The 25,221-nt window shown below is 27.7% G+C and carries 30 protein-coding genes; 4 read left to right on the top strand and 26 right to left on the bottom strand.

Annotation, left to right across the window (positions count from 1 at the left end):
* From ACD762_RS02885 to ACD762_RS02860, 6 genes are read right to left on the bottom strand one after another with little or no spacing between them, the layout of a single operon-like run.
* Positions 1-726, bottom strand: a complete 726-nt coding sequence (locus ACD762_RS02885) for a class I SAM-dependent DNA methyltransferase (RefSeq protein WP_423364353.1) — start codon at positions 724-726, stop codon at positions 1-3.
* Positions 704-1,036 (bottom strand): ribosome silencing factor, encoded by a 333-nt coding sequence (gene rsfS / locus ACD762_RS02880; protein ID WP_423364352.1) that lies wholly within the window; start codon positions 1,034-1,036, stop codon positions 704-706. The genes ACD762_RS02885 and rsfS overlap by 23 nt, the downstream gene beginning before the upstream one ends.
* On the bottom strand, positions 1,036-2,112 hold the full coding sequence (gene yqeK / locus ACD762_RS02875; protein WP_423364351.1) for a bis(5'-nucleosyl)-tetraphosphatase (symmetrical) YqeK: 1,077 nt from the start codon (positions 2,110-2,112) through the stop codon (positions 1,036-1,038). Before yqeK ends, rsfS begins: the two co-directional genes overlap by 1 nt.
* Complete coding sequence (gene yhbY, locus ACD762_RS02870) at positions 2,112-2,399, bottom strand: ribosome assembly RNA-binding protein YhbY (protein ID WP_423364350.1); 288 nt, start codon at positions 2,397-2,399, stop codon at positions 2,112-2,114. The genes yqeK and yhbY overlap by 1 nt, the downstream gene beginning before the upstream one ends.
* Before the next feature lie 22 nt (positions 2,400-2,421).
* A complete protein-coding gene (yqeH, locus tag ACD762_RS02865; RefSeq protein WP_423364349.1) occupies positions 2,422-3,522 on the bottom strand; it encodes a ribosome biogenesis GTPase YqeH in 1,101 nt (366 codons plus the stop codon).
* Positions 3,515-4,039 (bottom strand): YqeG family HAD IIIA-type phosphatase, encoded by a 525-nt coding sequence (locus tag ACD762_RS02860; RefSeq protein WP_423364348.1) that lies wholly within the window; start codon positions 4,037-4,039, stop codon positions 3,515-3,517. The genes yqeH and ACD762_RS02860 overlap by 8 nt, the downstream gene beginning before the upstream one ends.
* A 438-nt stretch (positions 4,040-4,477) precedes the next feature.
* Between ACD762_RS02860 and ACD762_RS02855 the strand changes: the two genes are divergently transcribed.
* Positions 4,478-5,062, top strand: a complete 585-nt coding sequence (locus tag ACD762_RS02855) for a DUF308 domain-containing protein (RefSeq protein WP_423364347.1) — start codon at positions 4,478-4,480, stop codon at positions 5,060-5,062.
* 53 nt (positions 5,063-5,115) lie between these two features.
* Here ACD762_RS02855 and ACD762_RS02850 read toward each other — a convergent pair whose 3' ends face one another.
* From ACD762_RS02850 to trhA, 6 genes are all read right to left on the bottom strand, one after another.
* On the bottom strand, positions 5,116-6,363 hold the full coding sequence (locus tag ACD762_RS02850; protein ID WP_423364346.1) for a glutamate-5-semialdehyde dehydrogenase: 1,248 nt from the start codon (positions 6,361-6,363) through the stop codon (positions 5,116-5,118).
* 5 nt (positions 6,364-6,368) lie between these two features.
* The gene (gene proB, locus ACD762_RS02845; RefSeq protein ID WP_423364345.1) at positions 6,369-7,448 is read right to left on the bottom strand and encodes a glutamate 5-kinase; all 1,080 of its coding nucleotides are present in this window, start codon (positions 7,446-7,448) and stop codon (positions 6,369-6,371) included.
* 227 nt (positions 7,449-7,675) lie between these two features.
* On the bottom strand, positions 7,676-8,365 hold the full coding sequence (locus ACD762_RS02840) for a thermonuclease family protein (RefSeq protein ID WP_423364344.1): 690 nt from the start codon (positions 8,363-8,365) through the stop codon (positions 7,676-7,678).
* A gap of 125 nt (positions 8,366-8,490) precedes the next feature.
* Positions 8,491-9,594 carry a redox-regulated ATPase YchF gene (gene ychF, locus ACD762_RS02835; RefSeq protein ID WP_423364343.1) on the bottom strand — a complete coding sequence of 368 codons (1,104 nt, stop codon included), beginning with the start codon at positions 9,592-9,594 and terminating at the stop codon, positions 8,491-8,493.
* A gap of 123 nt (positions 9,595-9,717) precedes the next feature.
* Complete coding sequence (locus tag ACD762_RS02830) at positions 9,718-10,410, bottom strand: thermonuclease family protein (RefSeq protein WP_423364342.1); 693 nt, start codon at positions 10,408-10,410, stop codon at positions 9,718-9,720.
* A gap of 177 nt (positions 10,411-10,587) precedes the next feature.
* Positions 10,588-11,241 (bottom strand): PAQR family membrane homeostasis protein TrhA, encoded by a 654-nt coding sequence (gene trhA, locus ACD762_RS02825; RefSeq protein WP_423364341.1) that lies wholly within the window; start codon positions 11,239-11,241, stop codon positions 10,588-10,590.
* A gap of 237 nt (positions 11,242-11,478) precedes the next feature.
* Here trhA and ACD762_RS02820 point away from each other — a divergent pair, with 237 nt between their 5' ends.
* Together ACD762_RS02820 and ACD762_RS02815 are read left to right on the top strand one after the other, a co-directional pair.
* Positions 11,479-12,378: an Hsp33 family molecular chaperone HslO gene (locus tag ACD762_RS02820; RefSeq protein ID WP_423364340.1), complete on the top strand. Its 900-nt coding sequence runs from the start codon at positions 11,479-11,481 to the stop codon at positions 12,376-12,378.
* On the top strand, positions 12,368-13,012 hold the full coding sequence (locus ACD762_RS02815) for a hypothetical protein (protein ID WP_423364339.1): 645 nt from the start codon (positions 12,368-12,370) through the stop codon (positions 13,010-13,012). Before ACD762_RS02820 ends, ACD762_RS02815 begins: the two co-directional genes overlap by 11 nt.
* Positions 13,013-13,045: 33 nt before the next feature.
* Here ACD762_RS02815 and fba read toward each other — a convergent pair whose 3' ends face one another.
* The 14 genes from fba to accB all read right to left on the bottom strand — a co-directional run bounded on the left by fba (position 13,046) and on the right by accB (position 23,867).
* The gene (gene fba, locus ACD762_RS02810; protein ID WP_423364338.1) at positions 13,046-13,897 is read right to left on the bottom strand and encodes a class II fructose-1,6-bisphosphate aldolase; all 852 of its coding nucleotides are present in this window, start codon (positions 13,895-13,897) and stop codon (positions 13,046-13,048) included.
* Positions 13,898-14,069: 172 nt separating this feature from the next.
* Positions 14,070-14,507, bottom strand: a complete 438-nt coding sequence (locus ACD762_RS02805) for a MarR family winged helix-turn-helix transcriptional regulator (RefSeq protein WP_423364337.1) — start codon at positions 14,505-14,507, stop codon at positions 14,070-14,072.
* 18 nt (positions 14,508-14,525) lie between these two features.
* Positions 14,526-15,548, bottom strand: coding sequence for a lysophospholipid acyltransferase family protein (locus ACD762_RS02800; protein ID WP_423364336.1), 1,023 nt, complete (start codon positions 15,546-15,548; stop codon positions 14,526-14,528).
* Positions 15,535-15,894, bottom strand: coding sequence for a holo-ACP synthase (gene acpS / locus ACD762_RS02795; protein ID WP_423364335.1), 360 nt, complete (start codon positions 15,892-15,894; stop codon positions 15,535-15,537). The genes ACD762_RS02800 and acpS overlap by 14 nt, the downstream gene beginning before the upstream one ends.
* Positions 15,884-16,309 (bottom strand): 3-hydroxyacyl-ACP dehydratase FabZ, encoded by a 426-nt coding sequence (fabZ, locus tag ACD762_RS02790; protein ID WP_423364708.1) that lies wholly within the window; start codon positions 16,307-16,309, stop codon positions 15,884-15,886. The genes acpS and fabZ overlap by 11 nt, the downstream gene beginning before the upstream one ends.
* Before the next feature lies 1 nt (position 16,310).
* Positions 16,311-17,540: a beta-ketoacyl-ACP synthase II gene (gene fabF / locus ACD762_RS02785; protein ID WP_423364334.1), complete on the bottom strand. Its 1,230-nt coding sequence runs from the start codon at positions 17,538-17,540 to the stop codon at positions 16,311-16,313.
* Positions 17,541-17,550: 10 nt separating this feature from the next.
* Entirely contained in the window at positions 17,551-18,291 is a 741-nt protein-coding gene (fabG, locus tag ACD762_RS02780; RefSeq protein WP_423364333.1) for a 3-oxoacyl-[acyl-carrier-protein] reductase, read from the bottom strand.
* A gap of 3 nt (positions 18,292-18,294) precedes the next feature.
* Entirely contained in the window at positions 18,295-19,218 is a 924-nt protein-coding gene (locus tag ACD762_RS02775; protein WP_423364332.1) for an ACP S-malonyltransferase, read from the bottom strand.
* Entirely contained in the window at positions 19,218-19,439 is a 222-nt protein-coding gene (locus ACD762_RS02770) for an acyl carrier protein (protein ID WP_423364331.1), read from the bottom strand. The genes ACD762_RS02775 and ACD762_RS02770 overlap by 1 nt, the downstream gene beginning before the upstream one ends.
* 33 nt (positions 19,440-19,472) lie before the next feature.
* Positions 19,473-20,450: a beta-ketoacyl-ACP synthase III gene (locus tag ACD762_RS02765; protein ID WP_423364330.1), complete on the bottom strand. Its 978-nt coding sequence runs from the start codon at positions 20,448-20,450 to the stop codon at positions 19,473-19,475.
* On the bottom strand, positions 20,434-21,237 hold the full coding sequence (locus tag ACD762_RS02760; RefSeq protein WP_423364329.1) for an acetyl-CoA carboxylase carboxyltransferase subunit alpha: 804 nt from the start codon (positions 21,235-21,237) through the stop codon (positions 20,434-20,436). Before ACD762_RS02760 ends, ACD762_RS02765 begins: the two co-directional genes overlap by 17 nt.
* 1 nt (position 21,238) lies before the next feature.
* The gene (accD, locus tag ACD762_RS02755) at positions 21,239-22,078 is read right to left on the bottom strand and encodes an acetyl-CoA carboxylase, carboxyltransferase subunit beta (protein ID WP_423364328.1); all 840 of its coding nucleotides are present in this window, start codon (positions 22,076-22,078) and stop codon (positions 21,239-21,241) included.
* A complete protein-coding gene (gene accC / locus ACD762_RS02750; protein WP_423364327.1) occupies positions 22,071-23,435 on the bottom strand; it encodes an acetyl-CoA carboxylase biotin carboxylase subunit in 1,365 nt (454 codons plus the stop codon). The genes accD and accC overlap by 8 nt, the downstream gene beginning before the upstream one ends.
* Before the next feature lie 6 nt (positions 23,436-23,441).
* A complete protein-coding gene (gene accB / locus ACD762_RS02745; RefSeq protein WP_423364326.1) occupies positions 23,442-23,867 on the bottom strand; it encodes an acetyl-CoA carboxylase biotin carboxyl carrier protein in 426 nt (141 codons plus the stop codon).
* 116 nt (positions 23,868-23,983) lie between these two features.
* Here accB and fabV point away from each other — a divergent pair, with 116 nt between their 5' ends.
* Complete coding sequence (gene fabV / locus ACD762_RS02740; RefSeq protein WP_423364325.1) at positions 23,984-25,168, top strand: enoyl-ACP reductase FabV; 1,185 nt, start codon at positions 23,984-23,986, stop codon at positions 25,166-25,168.
* Positions 25,169-25,221: the final 53 nt, after the last annotated feature.

Here is a 25,221-nt window from a genome sequence, read left to right as displayed (position 1 = left end):
TTATCCTCGCTTTTTTGTTATGTAATTATTTCTAGATGGTTTACTTTCATCTAGCTCATTATAATCATATGTTTTTTTAATAATTTCTAAATTATATTTTTCTAATATTTGTTCTATTACTGCAAAATCATAAATATATTGTAGATGTTCTTCTTTATATATATTATTGTTTGCCTCTATTACTAGTTCATGTTTTATTTCATGTTTGGCTATTTTACTTACTTCCCAATCATATGAAAATTCTTCTAAATCTTCAAATTGGTAGTAATCATTGACAATTTCATCTATGTAAAATTGAGTCAACATATCAAAGACAAAATATCCATTTGGTTGTAGTGCTTTAGATACTTCTTTAAATATATGTTCTATTGATTCTAATGGACTTATATAGTTCAAACTATCTAAAGTACATGTTATTAAATCATAAGTGTTTTTTGGTAATGTTAATTCTTTTAAATCTTGTTGTATAAAGCTAACACCCTTTTTGTGTTCGTGATTATAATCATTTGCTATCATTAACATTTCAGCTGATAAATCTAGACCTGTTACTTCATTTTCACTATTTTTAAGCATGAATGCTAATGTTCCGCTTCCACAAGCTAAATCTAAAATATTATTAAATTCTTTAATATTATTGATTGTATCTTTTACTTCTTCATAAAATGATAGTGGTATTAGTTGATTATAATAATATGCAAAATTTCTATAACTCTGTATCTTTGACATATCTTTCTAAAATTGAATCTACATCGTAGAATTCACGAGATTCCTTTACAAAAATGTGAATTAACATATCATAACAATCGATGATTACCCATTCTTTTGACGCTGTATCATAAGCTTTAACTTCTATTTCATTTTCTTTTTCTGCTTTTTTTACTTCATTTACTATTGTATCTAAATTTCTTTTAACATCGACACTTGCAACTACTACTGTATCAAATAATGGATGCTCTGCCCCTACTTCATATACTTCAATATTTTTAGCGTGTTTATTTTCTAATAAATTCGCAATAAATCTTACATTATCTTTCATTAAACTTCATCCCTTTCAACTTTCTGTATTAATTTTTCTAATTCATCATCAATTTTGACATTTTTTGTTTTTAAATGTGCTGTTGATTGTATAAAACCTTCTTTAAATGCTTGATTTAAATTAGTTTTTAATAATTCTCTTAGCTCTTTTACACCTTCAAAACTTCTTTCACAACTTACCATATCACTCATATATATTAATTTATCTAAAGCTGACATTTCATAAAAACCTGTTGTATGCCATCTAATAGCATTTAGTATTTCTAAATCATATATTTTTAATTTTTTGGTTATTACTTCTAATGCTGCTGCTGCATGGTAAGTTGGCGTTTTCAACTCAAATTTAATTGTTGCTTTTTGAGCTAATTTTTCTTGTGTTTCTTCTGGTAATTCTTTTGCTATATCATGTAGCATACCTGCTACATAAGCTTTATTAGGGTCTATATCATTTTTGCTTGCAAGTTTTCTTGCAAGATTAGCAACATTTATTGAATGTTGTTTTCTTGACACTTGTAAATAATTATCAAGAACTGATTCTAAATATATTCCTTTATATCTTATGTAATTATCTACTTCAAATATTCCACTTGTTTCATATTGTGTTCGTATTTTAGTTGATGAATAATCTAAAATATTATTATCTAAATAAATGAGGCTTTTATCTTTTAATAGCTTATTATCTCTTTTAGAAACAATAAATGTTACTTCTTTTTTTAGCTGTTCTATTTTATCCCATTTTGATAGGTTAATAGCTTGATCACTTCCTATTAAAAAATAGTAGTCACCTGGTTCAGTTGCTTTAAGTTGAACTATTGTATCATAACTATATGATGGTTTATCTTTTTTTAATTCTATTTCATTTATTTCAACTTCAAAGTCACATTTTTTAAATGCTTCTAAGAGCATTATCTTGCGATCATATGAACTAGCTAAATTATTGTTATCTTTAAAATGGCCACCATGATTTGGTAAAATTACTACCTTATCAAATTTAAACTTTTGACAAGCTATTTCTACATTGTTTACGTGAGCTTTATGGATTGGATTAAATGTTCCTCCATACACTAGTATTTTCATTATTTTTCGAATTGTGGATCCTTATGATTTTTTTTATATAGCACTATTGTTTTTCCAATTATTTGTACTACTTCTGCATTGCTTAATCTTGCTAAATCAAATGCTAATTCTTTTTTATCTTCACTATTGTTTTGCAAGATACTAACTTTTATTAACTCACGATGATCTAATGCTATTTTAATTCCTTCTACCATTTCTGTTCCAATTCCATTTTTACCTATTTGAAAAATTGGTTTTAAATGGTGTGCCTGTGCCTTTAAGTATTTTTTCAATTCTTTATTTAACATATTTTTACCTTTTCTTTCTTAACTAAATCAATGCACTTCTTTTAGTTACTTGTACCCCTTTTGGTACTTTTACTTCTATTATTTGATTAGTTGTATTAAATGATATCCAACCTAATCCACTAATTACAATATCTACTTTTCTTTCTGTAGCTTTTACTTCAAATCGATAATTTACAAAGTCTTCTACTTTTTTTACTTCTAGTGCTTTTGGTATTAATGTACTATCTTCTAAATGATTATTATATAAATCATCTGCATTCTCTAACTTAGTACGATGTATTTTAATCTTTGGATTAAAGTATGTACTAAAACCTGTTTTATCACCAAATAAGAAATCAAATCTTGCTAATCCACCAATGTAAAGTGATTGTTCTTCATTTAGTTGATAGTTCATCGCTTTTATTTCTTTGTTATTAGTAAAATATTTATAGTCTTTTACTGATACATGATGTATCATTTGTTTATTATTTACTATTCCTGGCGTATCATATAATGTCGCATCATCTAGTGGGATTGCAATACTATCTAGGGTTGTTCCAGGATAATTTGATATTGTAATTTTATGTTCTGTTTTAGCCATTGAATTTATTAAGGCATTAACTATACTTGATTTACCAACATTTGTAATTCCACAAATATATACATCTTTATGATGATAGTTATCAAAAATACTATCCATTAAATCATCTACATTGTATTTTTTTAATGCTGATGATATTACAATATCTTTTATATCTAGTTCTTTTTCTTTTGCTATCTTCATTAAATATGTTGTAAGTTTTTTATCTTTAACACTTTTAAGTATTAAATCTCTTTTGCTTGCAACTAATACTATAGGGTTGTATTTTATTATATTTAGTAGTTCAGTTGAAAATGACGCTTCTAAATCAAATAAATCTACTATTAATACTACTAAATTCTTAGGTTTAATTTGATTTTTTAAAATCTTTTTAAAATCTTCTGCTTGTAAGTAATGTGAATGGTATTCATTGTAATTATTCATTTTAAAACATCTTTGACAAAGTTCATGTTCTTCATTTTCTAAATTATTTATATACCCCGGTTCATTTTTATTCTTGTCTTGTAGTTCTACACCACAGCCATAACATATCTTTTTACTCATAAAATTCTCCATCCTTAAATAGTTTTTTCTTTGCTAATAACTTCAGTACTATTCTTTCAAAGAAACGATTTATTTTAGTATATACGATATCTCTTTTTGCTAATGGTCTAACTAAAACACTTACCACCTTAGTTGAATTAGCACCAAATACATCAGTCATTATTTGATCACCAACTAAAGCTATTTCATTGTTTGCAACATTATATTTCTTGGCAATCTTATGAAAGACTCCTGGTAGCGGCTTTTTTGAACTATAGTTGTAATCTACACTTATTGGATCTGCAAACTTTTTGACTCTAGTCTTATTATTATTACTTATAATAATGAATTCAAGTCCAATAGATTGTATTTTGTTTACTAGATATTTCACATTTTCATCTGGTAAATCAACGTCGTGTGGAACTAAGGTGTTATCTAAATCACAGGCTATTACTTTAATACCTTCATCAAATAATTTTTGATAGTTTACTTGAAAAACGCTATTGTAATATTTTGATGGTTTGAATAGTTTTATCATTCACTTTCTTCCTTTCGAGTACTCCTTTTATTATATCATAATTTTTGTGTATAAATACACTGTAATCATGCTAGTTTTAATTATATTTAACATAATAACTAACATTAAAAAAAGAGCGATTCTTATCGCCCATTGTTGTAATACTAATTGATTAGTACTCTTTAATGTAAATCTATTATACGTATATTTTAATTGTTTGTCAATTAGTGTTTTTTTTATTAGTTATTATCTTTAAATATGAGTTTAATAGTCATAATTTCACACTAAAATAACAATATGCTTTTAGAAAGTATTAATTGATTGTAAATAACCTTTTTAGCTATATTTAAATTGTGATAATTCATTAATTTGTTTTTTTCTTTATTAATATGTTTTGTGGTATTTTATTTGACTAAATTATGTTCATAAGTTATTATCTAAACAAAAGGAGGTTCAATTATGAAAAAAGAGTTCTTTTTAGACATTTTAATAAATGTAGCAATTGGTATATTTGGTTTATGGGTATTAATCAATCCAGGTATTGGTATAGATTTTGTTAGATTTTATCTAGGAATTATTTTAATTGTTGCTGGAGTTGGAATTGGTATATTATATTTCATGAATAAAGATGAAAAACAGTTACTTCGTATTGTTCAAGCAATTTCTTTAGTTGTTATTGGTATTTTATTATTTTTCAGCTTTAGATTTACTGTTACTTTAATTGGTATTATTTTACTTGTTTGGATGATTGTTGAAGGTATTTTTGGGCTAAATCAAATGTTTACTTATAAAACTTTTGGCATTAAACAATGGCCAATTATGCTAGTATATAGTGCTATTGCTTTTATTTTAGCAATATACATTTTATTTAACATTCAAAAGGGTGCTGTTACATTTATTCAATTATCTGGTTTCTTTGCTTTTATAAAAGCAGTATTTGGAATCATTGATAATGTTTTATATCGTAAGATATATGAAATAAACAAAACTGATGTTTCTGATGATAATTCAAATGTTAATAATGATGATGTTATTGATGTTTAATTTTTAATAATAATAAAGGACTTTAAACTTACGAGTTTAAAGTCCTTTATTATTTATTTTCGCTCTTGGTATGAGCCGTTTATTACACTTTTAGTACTTGTTAGTGCTGCTGCTCCCATTGGTCCTCTAGCATGTATCTTTTGAGTGCTTATTCCTATCTCGCTACCTAATCCAAACATCTCTCCATCAGAAAATCTTGTTGAAACATTTACATAAACACAAGCTGCATCTACTTCTTTTTTGAATTTTTCAATTTTTGTATAATCATTTGATAATATTAAATTTGAATGTTTTGATGAATATTTATTCATTATTTTTATTGCTTCATCGATTGAATCTACAATTTTAATTCCTATTTCATAGTCTAAATATTCTAAATCATAGTCTTCTTCTTTAAACTCTTGTGAATTATCAAAATATGGTATTAAATTTTTGTCACAGTGCACTTTAATGTTATATTCTTTTAATCTATTATTTAACATTGTATAAAAGCTTGTAAGTACATCTTTGTCAATTAATACTTTTTCTAATGAATTACAAACACTAACTCTAGAAGCTTTAGCATTTATAATAACATCAATTGCTTTTTCAAAATCGGCACTATCACTTACATAAGCAAAGTTATTTCCAGTTCCGGTTTCAATAACAGGAACACTACCATTTTGTACAACATTTTTTATTAAGGCTGCACCACCTCTTGGTATTATCACATCTACATATTCATCCATTCTTGCTAAATCAATTATATCATCATGACTTGTCGTTTGAATCAATTGTACAAAGTCTTGTGGTAAATCTAATTTTAAGGCTTCTTTTCTTAGTGCATTTATTATTGCTTTATTGGTATTAAGTGCTGATGCTGAACCTCTTAATATTAAGGCATTTTGTGATTTTAATGATAAGGCTAAGGCTTCAGTTGTAACATTTGGTCTTGCTTCATATATCATTCCTATTACGCCTAATGGTACAGTTAATGTTATAACTTCAAAGCCTGATGGACTTTGATATGAGCTAACAACTTTATTAATTGGACTTTCTTGATTTTCTACTAATAATAAATTGTTTGCCATACCTTGAAGTCTTTGATCATTTAATGATAGACGATCTATCATTACTTCTTTCATTCCTGCTTTTCTAGCTTTTTCAACATCTTCTATATTAGCCTTAATGATACTTTCTTTATTTTCTAAGATTATTTTACTTAATTTATTTAATGCGTTATTTATGGTTGTTATTGATGTGTTAGCAAGTTGTATTGCTGCAATTTTTGCTTTTTTACCAATTTCTATATCTAATGCCATTTTATCTACTCCTCTATTAAACTTATATTATCTTTATGAATAAATATTCCTGAAGTTGCATTTGTTAATTCACTTTCACTTAATGTTGCTTTTCCTTTTGCTAGTAAATTGTGATCTTGATCATATATAGCTACTATGCTATCTTTTTCAAACTCACCTACAAAATTAGTTACTCCTGGAACAAGCAAACTAGCTTGTTTATTTAGTAATGCATCTTTAGCACCTTCATCTATAAATATTGTTCCACTTGTTTTTGCTATAAAACCTAGCCATTTTTTACGTAAGTTCTTCTTACTGTTTAATGGGGTGAAATATGTTCCATTAAAGTGATCTTCTACTATATCTATTAATATATTATCATCACTACCATTTGCTATTACCATTGGTATACCACTATTGGTAGATTTAAAGGCTGCTTCTAATTTTGTCATCATTCCACCGGTTCCTAAAGCTGAACCTGCTCCTGTTGCTACTTTCATTAATTCATTATCAATCTTACTTATTATTTCATATCTTTTTGCTGTAGGGTTTTTTGCGGGGTTTGCAGAGTAAAGTCCATCAATGTCTGATAACAATATTAATAGTGATGCATCAAGCAGTATTGAGACTAATGCTGATAAATTATCATTATCACCTATTTTTATTTCATCAACTACTGTTGAGTCATTTTCATTTACTATTGCTACTATGTCTAAAGCTCTCATTGCTTCAAATGTGTTTTTAGCATTTAATGCTCTACTTCGTACTACAAAATCATCATTTACTAATAACATTTGTCCAACATTAATTTCATATGGTGCAAATAATCTTGTATATGCATCCATTAAGGCAACTTGTCCAACTGCTGCGGCTGCTTGTTTCTTAGCTATACTCATTTTGCCATTCATTTGTAGTATTCCTTTTCCAAAGCCTACTGCACCACTTGATACTAGCAATACATCAAATCCTTTTGCTTTTATTGCAGCTAGTTGTCTTACTAAATCTTCTATATTGGCATTGTTTAAACTTCCATCATTCTTTACTAAAGTTGATGTTCCAACTTTTACTACAACTAAATCTTTTGCTTTTAAATTAACTCTACTCATCTTGCTCACCCTTTGCTTAATTTTTAATTTATATTTTAACACATAGTTATAATTATGGTAATTAATTTGATTGATTTATTTGTTATTTCATTGAATATTATTGTAATTTTAATTATTATTTATTAAATAATTATTTTCTTTTTTATTTTTTTATTAAATGTACCTTTTAACTTTATATTATTGTCTAAAAAAAGCAATCATATTAATATACAATTGCTTTTTATAAATTAGTACCAAATATGATTTTTTTTCTTAATACTTTTTCTTACTTGATTTACATATTTTGAGTTTAGTTTTATTTTTTTATAATTTTTTGTAGCTCTTCCTTGAGATGTATAATATTTTTTAACATATCCTTTTGTAGCTATTTTGCTTTGTAGTAATTTTCCATCAACAAATACCCAAACTAGACTTCTTTGATAACGATCTTTTTTTGATGCTTTAGAGTCATACTTAACTTGAATTTTCTTTGCTTTTTTTAATATTGTACAAGTATACTTACTTGCTTTTTTACCATATTTTGTATATCTTTCTGGAGTATCTATCATTAAAAATCTTGATTTTCCTACTTTAGTAAATTGTGCAGTGTCACCATCAGTACATTTTTTTAATTTTACTTTTATTAATTTAGTTGATGTTACTGTATTTTTAGTTTTCTTTTGTTTTGCTTTACTTTTAGTTTTTACATATTTACATCTAGCTACTTTTTTGTATGTAGTTGATGTAGATTTTGCATACCAATACTTTCCTGATTTTTTTGCTTTGTGATAATGATTTGAATGTTTTCCATAATAAGTTTGTCCACACTTTTCAATAGTGCTTTTGCTTAATCTTCCTGATGTTGCCTCGGCTTCTGTTGTAAATGATATACTTATTATTAAGGCAAGTATAACTGTTAATATTTTTTTAGTTTTCATTCATAGATTTCCCTTCTAATTTATATGTGTTTTATGTGTTGTCTTAATAATAACACATAAATTTAGGGTGTCTATAAAAAAAGAGATATTTCACATCTCTTTAATAGTTCTTTAATATTTAATTGTTAAACGTTAAATCTAAAGTGCATTATATCGCCATCTTTGACTATATATTCTTTTCCTTCGATTCTAACTCTACCATTTTCTTTTGCAGCATGTTCACTACCAAATTTTACTAAGTCATCATAAGCCATTACTTCAGCTTTTATAAATCCTCTTTCAAAATCTGTATGTATTATACCTGCTGTTTGTGGTGCACTCATACCATCAATAAAGGTCCATGCTCTAACTTCTTGAACACCTGCAGTAAAGTATGTTTTTAAATTTAAAATGTTATATGCTTTTTTTATTAAAACATCTAATCCACTTTCTGCTAGTCCGATATCTTCTAAAAACATTAATTGGTCTTCTTGATCTAATAGTGCAATATCCATTTCAATTTTAGCACATACAGGTACTACTTCAGTATTTTCTTTTGCTGCTAATTCTACTACTTTGTTGTAGTTTTCATTGCTTGTTGGATCACTTATTTCTTCTTCTGATAAGTTTGCAACATAGATCATTGGTTTCATTGTTAGTAATCTAAAATGTTTTACAAATGCTAGTTCTTCTTTATTTAATTCAGCGACTATTGCTTTTTGATCTGCTAGTAATACTTCTTTTATTTTTTTTAGGATTCCTACTTCATACATTCCTTCTTTATCTTTTGTTTGAGTTGCTTTTTTTTCGATTCTAGATAATCTTTTTTCTACTACATCTAAATCGGCCATTATTAACTCAAAGTTGATTGTTTCAATATCTCTAGCTGGGTCTACATTACCATCAACATGAGTTATATCTGCATCATTAAAACATCTAACTACATGAGTTATTGCATCTACTTCTCTAATATGTGAAAGGAATTGGTTTCCTAGACCTTCTCCTTTGCTAGCTCCTCTAACTAGTCCAGCAATATCTGTAAATTCAAATGTTGTTGGTACTGTTTTTTTGGGTTGTACTAATTCTGTTATTTTTTCTAAACGTGCATCTGGTACTTCTACCACTCCAACGTTTGGATCAATTGTGGCAAAAGGATAGTTTGCTGCTTCAACGCTTGATTTTGTTATTGCGTTAAATAAAGTTGACTTACCTACATTTGGTAAACCGACAATTCCTGCTGTTAATGCCATCTATATTACCTCTTTTCTAGTTTATTTCTTTTTTACTTTGTTAATTATATCATATTTAATTTTATGTTTCATTATGTCTTTGTTTTTAATACTAAAAACGTTGTTATCAATAATGTTTTAAAGCTATACACGACTTTTATGCCATACTTGCTTATGCTTTTTTAGATTTCTAGAAACTTGATTAACATACTTGCTTGTTAGTTTTACATTTTGATATCTTTTAGTCGCTTTTCCTTTTGAAGTGTAATATTTTGATACATATCCTTTTTTAGCTATTCTACTTTGCAGCAAACTGCCATCAACATAAACCCAAACTAATGAGCGATTATATCTATCAGTTTTATTAGCTCTTGAATCATATCTAACTTGTATTTTCTTAGCTTTTTTCAATTGATTACATGTGTATTTTGCAGCAATTTTTCCATACTTAGTATTTTTTTCAGGAGTATCAATCATTAAAAAACGTGATCTTCCTACTTTGCTGAATTGAGCTGTATCTCCATCAACACATTTTTTTAGTTTAACACTTTGTAATTTAGTGTTTGTTACTTTTTTGGTTGAGCCTGCACTTCCATTATTTTGAACATAATGGCATCTTTTTATTCTTTTATATGTTGTATTGGTTGATACAGGATACCATCTAGCTCCTGATTTTTTGGCCTGATGATAATGTGTTGTATGTCTTGCATAATATGTTTTTCCACATTTTTCGACGCTATTTGTTCTTAGCATTCCTGGTGTTGCTTGTATCTTTTCATTAAATGAAATTAGTAGCATTATACTTAGCAAAGCTGTTAATATTTTAATTTTCTTCATAATTATCTCCTAGCATTTTGTTTTCATAATATATTCATAATTATAACATATTATACACATGATTATAGTAAATATTTACAAATAGTTTTAATTGGTTTATCCACATAAAAAATATCTTTAAATAGTTAAAGTGTGTTTTACACTCTCTACTTAAAGATATTTATCATTTTATAATTATTATACTAAATATTGGTATATTGCATAGTAATGTGCAAAAACACCGGCAATTACAAATATATGCCAAATGAAATGGTGATATTTGAATTTACCTACAGCGTATAGGATTGCTCCTACTGTATAAAATACTCCACCAATAATTAACCATTTTATAAATTCTGGTGCAAGTTCAGTTGCCATTTGTGGAACAAGTATTAAACCTGCCCAACCCATTGCTACAAATATTAGTGTAGATAGTCTTTTAAACTTACCAACAAAAAATACTTTAAATACAATTCCTGCTATTGTAACCAAACATAATATTATAAATGTTATATAAGCTAGTTTGGAATGTAATCCAACAAATACAATTGGTGTATATGTTGCTAATATTTGAATAAATATAAATGAATGGTCTAATCTTTTAAAGATATCTCTTGTTTCATAATGCCAAATACCATGATACAAGCATGACATTAGAAACATTAAAAATGAACTATATCCATATATGGCTGCTGTAGCAACCACTACTGCATTTTGTGTTTGACTTGCTTTATATATTAGAAAAACATTAAGGATACTTACTATTAATGCTGCTATTCCATGAGAGATACTGTTTGCTATATCTTCACTTATTGTATAGGGAAATAATTTACTTTTTTCGATTCTTTTCATACAATCACCTCTGTTTACTATAATAAACTATTTTATACTAAATGTCAATAATCGTTTCCTATACGAAACTAAGGATTATTTTATTTATACTATTAATAATATACTTATCTATGGGTTTTTTCAAATTTTTAGGTCTCTTTTTTTTATATTTATATCTGTAATTATATTAGATTAAATTGCTACTTTTAATAGTTTGTATAAAATGATAAAATAAGTAAAGAATGAAAGGATGATATTATGAATTCAGTTGCAATTAGAGGAATTGCTTTAGAGAATCGAGTTAGAATTTTAGCTATTAATTCTACTTCTCTTATTTATAACGTTACTAATAAATTAGAAACAACAGCAGTTGCAAGTGCTGCTTTAGGTAGAAGTATGTCTATTACTTCTTTAATGGGTTTAATGAAGAAAAATGAAGATCAAATTTTTACTACAATTGATGGTAAAGGTGCTTTAGGTGCTATCCATGTTCACTATATGGGACATGGTAAAATTAGAGGTTATGTTGATAATCCTAATGTTCAAACATTTATTAATGATATGAATAAATTAGATGTTAGCAGAGCTGTGGGAACAGATGGTTTTTTAACTGTAAAATACAGACAAGGACTAAAAGCTGATTATTTAGGTAGTGTTCCTATTCAAAGTGGTGAAATTTCACAAGACTATACTTATTATTTTGCTTCAAGTGAACAAACACCAAGTGTAGTATCTGCAGGTGTTTTAGTTGATTCAGAGGAAAAGGTTTCTAGTAGTGGTGCTATTATTATTCAATTAATGCCTGGCTATCTTGAAGAAGACATAGTCTTTATAGAAAATCATTTAAATGATATTAGTAATCTATCTTCTAAATTAGAAGTTGAAAATGATATTGAAAGACTAATTAAAAATATATTTAAAGATTTTGAAGTTTTAGAAAGTAAAGTAATTGAGTATGATTGTGCTTGTTCTTATGAAGAAATGGAAAGTAAAATTATGACTTTATCTTTAAAAGATTTAATTGAAATAAGAGATGAAGATAAAATGATAGAAGCAGTTTGTCCTTGGTGTAATGAAAAGTACATATTTGATGAAGTTGCTTTAAATAAAATGATTGATGAAAGAGTTAATAAAATGGTGATTAGAGATGAAAAATAATAAATATTCACTTATCTATCAACGAATAGTTTTAGTTGTTGCTATTATGGCTTTATTCATTTCTTTATACATTATGTTTATTGCACCAAATAACTATTCTCAATATGGTGGCATTCCTTTAAACTTTAGAATCTTTTATACACAACAAGATGGTCTGAATTTTATCCAGGCTTTAAGTGCTGAGCAAAAGTTAGCTTATTCACAATTATTGACTTCTACCTTTGTATTTATTATTTCAGTAACTTATTTGATGTTTACTGCATTTACTGTTGTAAGAGAAAAGTTAAATATGTCTCAAGATTATCAAAAATTTGCATTATTATCTTACTTATGGGGTGGAATTTATTTAGGTGAAAATATGGTTATTTCTCAAATATTAGATACCTTTCCTGATAATAATGTAAATATTACTTTTGCAAGTATGTTAACTCTAGCTAAACATGTAATGTTTATTTTATTTATTGTATCTTTTGCTTATATGTATTATCGTAGTAAAAATCCAGGTAAAATAGAACGTAAAGAAGCAGCTATTACTAAAAAAGTAGAACATAAGGCAGAGCTAGAAAATTTATCAAAAGCAGAAAGAAAATATATTATAAAACAAAAAAATAGCAACAAAGATTCAAAGGAATAATTGTTGCTATTCAAGGCTATCTTAGATAGCTTTTTATTTTATACTTTTAAAAAGTTGCATTTTTTCTAATACTAGTAATTTCATTGCTTCTTTTCCAGGTCCAAGATATTTTCTAGGATCATAAACTTTAGTATCATTTGCTAAAATTTCTCTAACTTTTGCAGTAAATACTTGTTGACATTCAGTATTAACATTAATTTTAGCTGTTCCACAACTAATTGCTTCTTGTATTTGGTGATCTGGTATTCCACTTCCACCATGTAATACTAAAGGTAGATCTACTAGAGTTGATATTTCTTTCATCTCTTTAAATCCTAATTTTGGTTCACCTTTATAAACTCCATGAACACTACCTAAAGCTGGTGCTAATGTATCTACATTTGCTTCTTTAACTAATCTTAGGCATTCTTCTGGTTTAGCATACATAACAGATTCATTAATGATTCCATCTTCTTCTCCACCTACTAATCCTACTTCTGCTTCTACTGAAACATTTCTAGCATGAGCATAGTCTACTACTTCTTTAGTAATTTTAATGTTTTCATCAATTGGATGTTTTGAACCATCAATCATTACAGATGTAAATCCAGCATCTATTGCTTTTTTACAAGCTTCAAATGAAGATCCATGATCTAAGTGAATTGCTACTGGTACAGTTATGTCTTTTGATTTAATAAATCCTTTTACCATACCAACTACAGTATCATAACCTCCCATGTATTTTGCTGCTCCTTCACTTACTCCTAAAATAACTGGACTACTATATTCTTGAGCTATTTCTAATATTCCAATTGTCCATTCTAGATTATTAATATTAAATTGGCCTACAGCATATTTTTCTTCTTTTGCTTTATTTAACATTTCATTCATATTAACTAATGCCATTTTCATATACCCCTTTTCTAAGTTCTTATTTATGATTTAATTATAACAAATTATCTCTTATCTGACTATATATTCAACTATTTCATTTAATAAAGTACTTTAAAGATACTATTGTATTAGCATTAAATATATAAAAACAAGTTTTCAGTTAGAAAACTTGTTTTATCGTTAATTATTTCTCCTTATTAAAAAAGGTTTTAATTTTTGTTAGTGCTTCTAATAATATTTCTTCTTCTTGTGTGCCTAAATTATCTAAAATATGCTCTATCATATTTCTGTGAAATTCATCATGTATTGCAAGTACATCATATGCCTTTGGTGTAAGTTTAACTAAAACTACTCTAGCATCACTTTGTTCCCTAATTCTTTCAACATAGCCCTTTTTTTCTAATTTCTTTATAGCTGTTGTAGCTGTCCCTATTGTTATCATTAAAGATTTTGCTATGTTTGACATCGATGGGATATCAACATTAGCTACGGCTTCAATTGTATGCACTTCTGTCATTGTTAAATCGATACCAGATTTTTGTATGTTAATTTCTTCAATATAAAGCAAATGATTAAATAATTCGACAAACAAATGATTCATGACTTCTTCACGATTTTTCATTTATTTCTCCTGCTTATTTTATTTATTATTAGCTGTAAGCTTTGAAAAAGCTTCTAATAATAGTGTTTCTATATCTCTTGAGTTGTTTTCAAGTCCATATTTTATTATTTCAACATTACTTGAGATATTGTTAATGTACCTTTTATTATCTAATATGTCAATAACTAAGTACTTATTTAATTTACTTATATAATTATTTTCTAACTTTTCATGATTATCAATTACAATTAAATCATAATCTTTTAACTCATTTATATCATTAATATATTCAACAGATTCAAGTAGTGATTGTGCATTTAAGGTATCTAAAAATTTTTTGTATTCCTCTTTTTGTCCTACTATTGCAATTCTAAATTTTTTTTCAGTTGAATTTTCTTTTCTTAAATTATAAATTTGAGTGGTAACTTCTTTTTTTAATTTTTTTGTACCTAGAGCTTTTATTTCTAATTCTTGTATCGGTTTTCCTATACAAACTTTTATTACTTTAGTATTTTTATCATAACTTTTGTCTATATATACAGGAATTATTGGTTTTTGGCATTTCTTAAATATTGAAAATATTCCACTATTAAACTCTTTTATAAATGGTCCTTTTGATCTAGTCCCTTCAGGAAATACTACTGTATTGGCATTTTCATTATTTATATCATTTATTGCCTGTTTTAAGGTTCTAATACTTGCCATAGCATCTTCTCTATCAAGCGAATAAGATTGTCCTATTTTCATAAAATTACTTAGTAAGGGTATTTTAAATAATTCTTTTTTAGCAACAAATCTAATATCAAGTCCTAAAGCAGAATACAATGCCCAGATATCTCTATTATCTTGATGATTAGATAGTATTAAACAGCCATTTATATTTTTTAAGTATTCAGAGTTTACTACTTCTATTTTTACATTATCAATTTTCAAAATTGAATCTGCTAGTTTTTTTGACAGTTGTATTTTATCCTTTGAAGTTAAATTTTTTGAATTAAACATTATAGCTGGTGCTTTACTAATAAGGGCATTTGCTAGTTGAATATTCTTAATTATTTTCATCTTTATTTACCTCCAATACTACATTAGCAACTGCATAATCATTGTCATGTGCAATAGTAATTTCTCCACTTAAACCTAGAAGAATTGGTTCATTATTTTTACCTTTTAATATTTCAACATCTAAAAAGTCAAATTTATCACCAATACCAGTTTTAAGCGCTTTTGAGCATGCTTCTTTAGCTGCAAATCTACCTGCTAAAAATTCAGCTTTTCTTCTATCATTATTTAAATCATTAAATAATATTTGTTCCTTTTTTGTTAGTATTCTTGCTATAAATTTAGTATCATTTATTTTTTTTGCTAATCTAGGAATATAAACGATATCTATTCCTATTTTATAGTTCAATAGCAAATTTCAACTCTCCACTACATACTAACTTATCTTCTACAAAGGCTTCTGCTTTGGCAATTCCAATAAATCCTTTTAATTTTATAAGTTCTACTTTTAGAATTAAAGTATCTCCTGGTATTACTTGTTTTTTAAATTTCACTTTATCCATTCCAGCAAAATAAGCAATTTTTCCTTTATACTCTTCTCTGCTTAATAGTAAAACGGCTCCAGCTTGAGCAAGTGCTTCACAAATTAATACACCTGGCATTACATGCTTTTGTGGAAAGTGTCCTAAAAATTGCATTTCATTAACTGAGATGTTTTTCTTTCCAACTACAGTAGTTTCACTCATTTCTAAAATTTGATCAACTAATAAAAAGGGATATCTATGAGGAATTATTTCTTGTATTTGATTTGAATTAAGTAACATTTTATTCACCATACTTTCCTAATACTATTATAGCATTATGTCCACCAAATCCTAATGAATTTGACATAGCATAATTTATTGTTCTTGCTACGGCTTTATTTGGTGTATAGTTTAAATCTAGTTCTTCATCTTGTGTATGGTAATTAATTGTTGGAGGGCAAATATCGTTTTGTATTGCTAATGTTGTTAATACAGCTTCAATTCCTCCTGCTCCTCCTAATGCATGTCCATGCATTGACTTAGTTGAAGAAATGTTAACTTTGTAAGCATCTTCTTTAAAAACATCTTTTATTGCTTTAGTTTCAAATTTATCATTTAAAGGAGTACTTGTACCATGAGCATTAATATAATCAATATCTTTTGGTTCTATCTTAGCTTCTTTTAATGCTTTTTCAATAGCTTTAACAGCCCCTTCTCCTGATGGAGAAGTTATATGAAAGGCATCGCAAGTTGAACCATATCCAAATACTTCACCATATATCTTAGCATTTCTTGCTAAGGCATGTTCTAATTCTTCTAAAACTATAACTCCACTACCTTCACCTAAAACAAAACCATCTCTTTCTTTATCAAAAGGTCTTGAAGCTGTTTTAGGATCTTCATTGGTACTTAAAGCGCTTAGTGCATTAAATCCTGCTACTGTTTCTTTAACAATTCCAGCTTCTGTTCCACCTGCTAACATTATTTTAGCATCTCCATATTTAATCCATCTAAATGCATCTCCAATAGCATTTGTTCCTGCTGAACAAGCTGTTGTTGTGCAACTACATGTATTTTTAGCATTTAAAGCAATTGCTACATTTCCAGCTGGCATATTTGGTATTATCATTGGTACAAACATTGGAGGTATTTTGTTAATTCCTTTTTCTATACTTACTCTAATGTCTCTTGCAAAGGTTTCTAAACCACCCATTCCAGTTCCAATCCAAACTCCTAAATCATCAGGATTATGATTGTCTTTGTTTAAACCAGCATCATTATATGCTTGAGTTGCTGCTGCTACTGCATATTGTGAGCATAAATCTTGTCTTCTTATTTCTCTTTTAGCAATATAATCTAAGGCATTAAAATCTTTTACTTGTGCTGCAATTTTAACTTTTAGTTCACTTGCATCAAACTTTGTAATATAATCAATTCCACTAACTCCAGCAATTGCATTATCAAATGCTGTTTTGACATCACTACCTAATGGTGATATTATTCCTAATCCTGTAATTACTACTCTGTTCATAACTTTCCTCCTACATTACCATTCCGCCACAAACATTAATTGTTTGTCCCGTAATATATGCTGCTTGTTCACTGCTTAAAAAACTTACTAAGTTAGCAACATCTTGTGCTGTTCCCATTCTTTTTAATGGTACATTTGCTAATATTTTTTCTTTCACTGAATCATCTAATTTTTTAGTCATATCAGTATCAATATAACCTGGTGCTACTACATTACATGTAATATTTCTTGCGGCAACTTCTCTAGCTACACTTTTGCTTAATCCCATTAATCCTGCTTTTGAAGCAGCATAATTTGCTTGTCCTACATTACCAATTTCACCTATAACTGAACCCATATTAATAATTCTACCTGATCTAGCTTTTTGCATTGGCTTTTGAACTGCTTTTATCATGTTGAAAGATCCTACTAAGTTTATTTCTAAAACTCTACTAAAATCTTCTTCTTTCATTTTCATTAATAACATATCATTTGTAATACCAGCATTATTAACTAATATATCGACCTTTTCAAACATTTCTAAGGTTTTCTCTACTACTTTTTGACATTGTTCTTTATCGACAACATTTGCTTCAATATAGGTATAGCTAACATTGTTTTGTTCAGCAAGTTCCTTTGCATCTATAATGTTTTGTTCTTCTATTTCACCAATACCTGTTGCAATTATGTTTATTCCATCTTCAATTAATTTCTTTGAAATTGCAAGTCCTATTCCTCTAGAACCACCTGTTATTATTGCACTTTTATTCATAAATTATTGCTCCTTATTAATATATTGATTTAATGTATTATAGTCATAAACATTATCAATAATTACATTTTTATCTTTTTTCTTTGCGATGCTTTTGACAAAGCCACTTAAAACTTTTTTAGGTCCAACTTCAACAAATTCCTCTACACCATTATCTAGCATTAAATCAATGATATTAGCCATTTTAGTAGGCTGTGCTATATGTCTTGTTAAAGAATCACTATAATTATCAGTTTGTATTTTTGCTTCAACATTGTTTATAAAGTTTTTTGTTGGTTTTTTAAACTCATATTCTTTCAATACTTTATTAAGTTTTAATGAGGCATCATTTAAAAGGTGCATATGTGATACAGTTGATACTTCTAATGGTATAACTCTTTTAAATCCAGCATCTTTTAAAAGCTCTATTGCCTGTGATAATTTTTCTTTGCTTCCACCTATTACAATTTGATCAAATGTATTAATATTACAAATTCCAACTTTATTTTCTAATTCTTCACTATTTAAAACTTCTGTTATTTTACTTATGTCTGCTTTTAAAACTGCAGCCATTGAAGTTGAGTATGGTTTTGTTGCACTGTCCATTATTAATGCTCTTTGTTGCACGATTTTTAATGCATCTTCAAATGAGATAACATCGGCTGCAATTAAGGCATTATACTCTCCTAATGATAATCCTGCTACATAATCATATTCGATATTATTATCTATTAACAATTCAAATATCGCTTGATTTAAGGTCAACATTAATGGTTGAGTATATGTTGTTTTATTCATTTTTTCATCTTCTAATAAAGCTATTAAATCTATCTTTGTAATTTTACTAGCTTTGTCAAAAACATCCCTTACACTTTGATAATTTTCTAATAAATCAAGGGCCATACCTAAGTATTGTTGCCCTTGACCTGCAAATAATAATGCTCTCATTATTTACTTTCGATATAAGTTATAATATCTGTTACTGTTTTTAATGATGGGATGTCTGCAGTATCTACTTCAATATCATATTCTGTTTCTAATTCCATTACAATTTCCATTACTGCAATTGAATCTGCTCCTAAATCGTCTAAAATGTTTGCTGTATCTGAAATCTCACTTACTTCTAAATCTAAAATATCTCCAATAATTTCTTTTACTTTTGTGTTCATTTTTAAATCCTCCATGATTTTATTTTTAATTTATTACCATTCCAACAATACTGAACCATATGTTAATCCACTTCCAAAAGCAGTTAAGATTATTTTATCTTTTGCTTTAAACATCTTTTTTCGATTGCATTCATCTAATACAATTCCTATAGATGCGGCTGAAGTATTTCCATATTTTTCAATGTTTCCTGGAAATTTGGCTACTTCCATCTTTAATACTTTAATTGCAAAATCTACTATTCGTTGATTTGCTTGATGTAATACGACATAGTCTATTTCTTTACTTGATATATTATTTTTCTTCATTATATCTTGAATAGAAGTCTTACATGCTTTAGTAGCAAATTTAAAGACTTCTTGTCCTTTCATGTGGACATATCTATCTTGATTAAAATCTATATTGGTAAATGGTGTTTGTAAATTAATACCATTACTACCAAGTATTGCTTGTGTATTGTCACTTTCACTTTTAATTATGCTATCTATAATTCCTGCTTCATTACTTTGTTCAAGTATTAATGCACTTGCACCATCACCAAATAGTATTGATGTTGATCGATCATTAAAGTTTAAATGTTTTGATATGTGTTCTGCACCTATTACAAGAATTCTTTTATATTTATGTATTAACATACTTGCTAGTTCTAATCCATAAATTAATCCACTACATCCAGCATTTATATCTAGTGCTGGTGCTTTATTGCTCATGTTTAAATTCTTATAGATTAAGTTGGCAGTTGAAGGTGTATTATAATCTGGTGTGAAAGTTGCTACTAGAATATAATCGATATCATTTGCTTCAAGTTTTGCCATTTCTAATGCTTTTTTTGCTGCCTTAGTTGCCATAGCAGAGGTATTTATTTTTGAGTAACTTCTTGTTTTAATACCTGTTCTTTGATAAATCCATTCATCATTTGTATCCATTACAGTTGCTAAATCATCATTTGAAATGAAATTATCATCAATATAACTTCCAGTTGCAATTATTCTTGCTCTAATTTCTTTTTCCATATTTTCTAAACCTTTCATAACGAGAGCTTGCTATTTTCTTTTTGCTTAGCTTGCTTATCTGTGTTATTTTTTCATCTAGTGCTTCATTTAGATATTCTGTTATTTCTTCAAAGTGTTCATTTATATCATCTAATTCATCTATGATTCTTTCAACTATTTTTAACTCTAATAAATCTTCACTTGTTATTTTCATTATTTGAGCTGCTTCTTCTGCTTTGCTTGCATCTTTATATAATATAGATGCAAATCCTTCTGGTGAAAGTATTGAATAAATAGAATTTTCCATAACCCAAACTTCATTTGCTACTGCAAGTGCTAATGCACCACCACTTCCACCTTCTCCAATTAATATTGCTATAACTGGTACTTCTAAATCGATCATTTCTAATAAATTTCTTGCAATAGCTTCTCCTTGGCCTCTTTCTTCTGCCTCTTTACCTGGATATGCTCCTGGTGTATCGATAAAGGTAATTATTGGTCGATTGAATTTTTCAGCTTGCTTCATTAATCTTAGAGCTTTACGATATCCCTCAGGATGTGGCATACCAAAGTTGTATTGTAAATTAGTTTCTAAACTATCGCCTTTATTAATACCTATAACAGTTACTTTATGCTCATTTAGTAAGGCAATACCACCTATAATAGCTTGATCATCTCTGTATAATCTATCTCCATGTAATTCTATAAAATCATCAAATATATGATTAATGTAATCTTTTACCTTTGGTCTATTAGTTTTTCGGGCTTTCAAGACATGTTGCCATGCTTTATTGTTGTTTTCTTCCATTTTATTTATGCATTGCAAGCAAATAGTATAGTGTTGTTTTCATATCTCTTCTTGATACTATTTTGTCTACAAATCCTTTCTCAAGCATCATTTCTGCCTTTTGAAAATCTTCTGGTAATTCACTATTTATTGTTTGAGCGATAACTCGTGGTCCTGCAAATCCAATTAAGGCTTTTGGCTCTGCTAGAATAATATCTGCTAAAGAGGCAAAACTTGCTGTTACACCACCAGTAGTTGGATCACACATTACATTTATAAATAACAAACCTTTTTTATTATGAGCTGCAACGGCTCCACTTGTTTTGGCCATTTGCATTAAAGATATTAGTCCTTCTTGCATTCTAGCTCCTCCACTTGTAGAAAAAATAATTATTGGATAATCTAAAGATATTGCTCTTTCAAATGCTTGCGTTATCTTTTCTCCAACAACACTTCCCATTGAACCCATTAAGAAGAATGGATCTAATACACAAGCTATAAAATCAATATCATTTATTGAAGCATATCCAGTTAATATTGCATCTTTCATTCCATATTTATCATTTAAACTTGTCATTTTATCTTCATATCCTGGAAAGTTTAAAGGATCATCAGTTTTCATGTCGTACATTAATTCTTCAAAACGGTCAAATGTCATGGCTACTCTTTGACTTGCACTTACTCTAAAGTGATGTTGGCAAGCTGGACACATAAAGTAGTTTGACTCCATCTCATCAATTCTGATTGTTCTATTACAACTTGGACAGCCCATATATAAATCTTGTGGTACTTCTTTTATTTGCGTTTTTAATTTTATTTTTTGTCTTGATTTAGCTTTCTTACTTACTAGTTTATTAAACATTACCTAAATCGCCTACCTTTTCAAGATACTCTTTTATTGTTGATGTATTATACTCACCTTTTAAAAATGGTTTTGTTAATACTAAATCTAATAGAAATTCAATATTTGTATTTACACCTACTACATCTATTTCTTCTAGACATCTCATTATTTTTTCATTTGCTTGCTTTCTATTTTTAGCATGTACTATCACTTTTGCAAGCATTGAATCATAATATGGTGGAATAATGTAATCTTGATAAATCATTGAATCTATTCTTACTCCATTTCCTCCAGGAAAATGTAAAGCACTTATTTTACCACAACTTGGTTTAAAATTATCATATGGATCTTCGGCATTTATTCTAACTTCAATAGCATGTCCATTTTTTACAAGTTTTTCTTGTTTAAAACTTAATACTAATTCTGATGCTATGTTTATTTGTTCTTGAATTAAATCAACCCCTGTTATCATTTCGGTAACTGGATGTTCTACTTGAATACGAGTATTCATTTCAATAAAATAAAAATTTTCATTTTCATCCATAATAAATTCAATAGTACCTGCATTTTGATAATCAATATATTTACATAAATCTAAAGCTACTTGATATAATTTTTGTTTTGTTTCTTCTTTTAATTTTATTTCCCCAGCTTCTTCAATTACTTTTTGATTATTTCTTTGCATTGAACATTCTCTTTCAAATAAGTGTGCATAGTTTTGGTGTTGATCACCTATTACTTGAACTTCAATATGTCGTGGATTTTCTATAAATTTTTCAATATATACTCTTTCATCTCCAAAGGCATTTCTTGCTTCGCTTTGACAATTTAAATAATTTTCTTCAATCTTATCTAAATCATATACAATTCGCATTCCTTTACCGCCACCACCACTGCTTGCTTTAATTATTACAGGAAGTCCAATTTTTTTTGATATTTCTATTGCTTCTGTAGCGGTTTCTACTATTCCATCAGATCCTGGAACAACAGGCACACTTGTTTTCATGACTGTTTCCCTTGCCATGGCTTTATCTCCCATCATTGCAATGGTTTGCCATTTAGGACCAATAAATTTTATACCTACTTCTTCAATAGACTTAGCAAATTCAACATTTTCTGATAAAAAACCAAAACCAGGATGAATGGCATCAGCACCAGTGCTTATTGCAGCTTGAATAATGTTAGAGAAGTTTAGATAGCTATCTTTAGGTAAAGGTCCTCCTACACAAACTGCTTCATCAGCAAGCTTTACATGTAAGGAATCTCTATCTGCTGTTGAGTGTATTGCCACTGTTGCAATACTCATCTCTCTAGCTGCTCTAATTATTCTTAAAGCAATTTCTCCTCTATTAGCTATTAATATTTTTTCAATCATAAATACCTACTCCAATTCAAATAAAGATTGATCATATTCTACTAAACTACCATCTTCTACTAGTATTTTAGCTATAACACCTGATTTTTCTGCTTTGATTTCATTCATAACTTTCATAGCTTCAATTATACATATAACATCACCTTTATTAACTTTATCCCCAACCTTAACAAAAGCATTTTTATCTGGTGATGGTCTATCATAGTATGTACCTACTAATGGAGCTTTTAAAGTATTAAGGCTTAAAGCTTTTTCAACACTTTCTATATTATTGCTCAATATTTGATTGTTATGTGGTGTTGTAGAATTAATTACTACATTTTCATTTTTTTTACCTAATTTAATTTTTATATCTTTATCTTTAACTTCTAGCTCTGTAAGACTAGAGTCTTCTAATATCTTAACTAACTGTTTTATTTTATCAATATCCATAACTTACCTCCGTATTTATAGTTTGAACATCAAATAGTTTGATACTCAAACAGTTTGATTATCAAACAAAATTATAGTATAATGTTATCAACAAGTCAATAGAAGGAGAATTAAATATGATAATTAAACCAATCATTAGAAACAACATTGCGCTTAATTCACACCCATTAGGTTGTCAATTAAATATATTGCATCAAATAGAAGAATTAAATGATAAAGAATTAATTAATGAATCACCAATAAATGTCCTTATTATCGGGGGAAGTAGTGGTTATGGATTAGCGACTAGACTAGTTTTAGCATTAAAAGCTAATGCTTATACTTACAATGTCTCATATGAAAGTGGACCGCGAAAAAGAAGTAGTGGTACTGCTGGTTTTTACAATAATTATTATGTAAAAAAACACTTTATGGACAATAATATTCCATGTGATGATTTAAATGCTGATTGCTTTAGCAATGAAACTAAACAACTTGTTGTTGATGATTTTAAAAGAATGAATAAGAAAATAGATATGATTATTTATTCAGTGGCTAGCGGTGTTAGAGTTGATCCAGTGACTAATGAAAAATATACATCTGCTTTAAAACCAATTAATAAATCATTCAATGCTGATAGTATTGATTTAAGTAAAAAATTATTAAAGAATACAACTATAGAACCTGCTTCAAACCAAGAAATTGCTGAAACTATTAAAGTTATGGGTGGTGAAGATTTCTTGTTATGGATGGAAGTCTTAAAAGATAATGATCTTTTAAATGATAATGTTAAAGCTTTAGCATATACTTATATTGGTTCACCTATCACTTATGATATTTATAAAGATGGAACAATTGGTCAAGCTAAAAGAGATTTAGAGAAAAAAAATGAAGATATTAATAATTTGTTAGCTAGTTTAAATGGTACAAGTTATATTTGTTCTTCACAATCAGTCATTACAAAAGCAAGTATTTATATACCTGGTATTGCTTTATATGTTTCTTCTTTAAATAAAGTAATGAAAGAAAAAAATAAATATGAAAGCATTATTGATCACAAATATCGTTTATTTAGTGAAATGATTTTTAAGAATAACATTATTTTAGACGATAATAATATTATTAGATTAGATGCTATAGAATTAGAAGAAGATATTCAAAAAGATGTTATTAAATTAATGAACTCATATACACCTGAAAATTTTTATGAATTATTAGATGTAGATCAATTTAGAACAGAATTTTATAATTTAAATGGTTTTGAATATGATAGTATTGATTATGATTTAGATTTAAATTTAGATGAATATCTTAGTGAATAATATTTGAAAGTAAAAAAAAGTTAAATTCTATTGTTGAATTTAACTTTTTTTTG

Origin of the sequence: Mycoplasma sp. P36-A1 (assembly GCF_049478495.1) — a bacterium.
Classification (GTDB): Bacteria; Bacillota_I; Bacilli_A; order JAJDGJ01; family JAJDGJ01; genus P36-A1.
Note: the sequence above shows the minus strand (reverse complement) of the source record. Positions and strands in the feature narration are given on the sequence as shown.